The organism is Mesorhizobium sp. M8A.F.Ca.ET.207.01.1.1 (assembly GCF_004794715.1).
In the GTDB taxonomy this organism is placed as follows: domain Bacteria; phylum Pseudomonadota; class Alphaproteobacteria; order Rhizobiales; family Rhizobiaceae; genus Mesorhizobium.
This window is the reverse complement of the sequence record NZ_SRUS01000261.1, coordinates 1-353: the sequence shown is the minus strand read 5'-3', so window position 1 is coordinate 353 and position 353 is coordinate 1. Positions and strand designations below refer to the sequence as shown.

The 353-nt window shown below is 70.0% G+C and carries 1 pseudogene; it reads left to right on the top strand.

Going from position 1 to position 353, the window contains the following annotated elements:
- Window positions 1-220 (top strand): annotated as a pseudogene (locus EN850_RS36900) (hypothetical protein); the annotation flags it as partial.
- Between the last annotated feature and the right edge of the window lie 133 nt (window positions 221-353).

The following is a 353-nucleotide window of genomic DNA, read 5'->3' as shown; positions in this document are numbered from 1 at the left end:
CCTCGCCCCGATTCCGGCCGACCTGAAGATTCCACCGCAGGGCCCGACCCGGCCTGGTTCCAGTGGCGGTGGCAAGGGCCGCAATGATGCCGATGCCAGGAGCGGGCGTGCGGGCGGCGGGGGCGGCATGGGCGCCGGGATGGGCGGCGTGGGCCTCGGCGCCGGCGCCGCACTGGGCGCCGGCCATGCCGCTGGCAGCGATGAAACGGACGCGCGCTGAGCACGTCCGCCGGCTTCAGCGCGTCAGCTCGTAGATCGGCACGAAGCCACCGTAGATCATCCGCGCACCGTCGAACGGCATCGGATTGTTCGCACGATCCACCCGTGGGTACTCCATAATCTAATTAATGCCG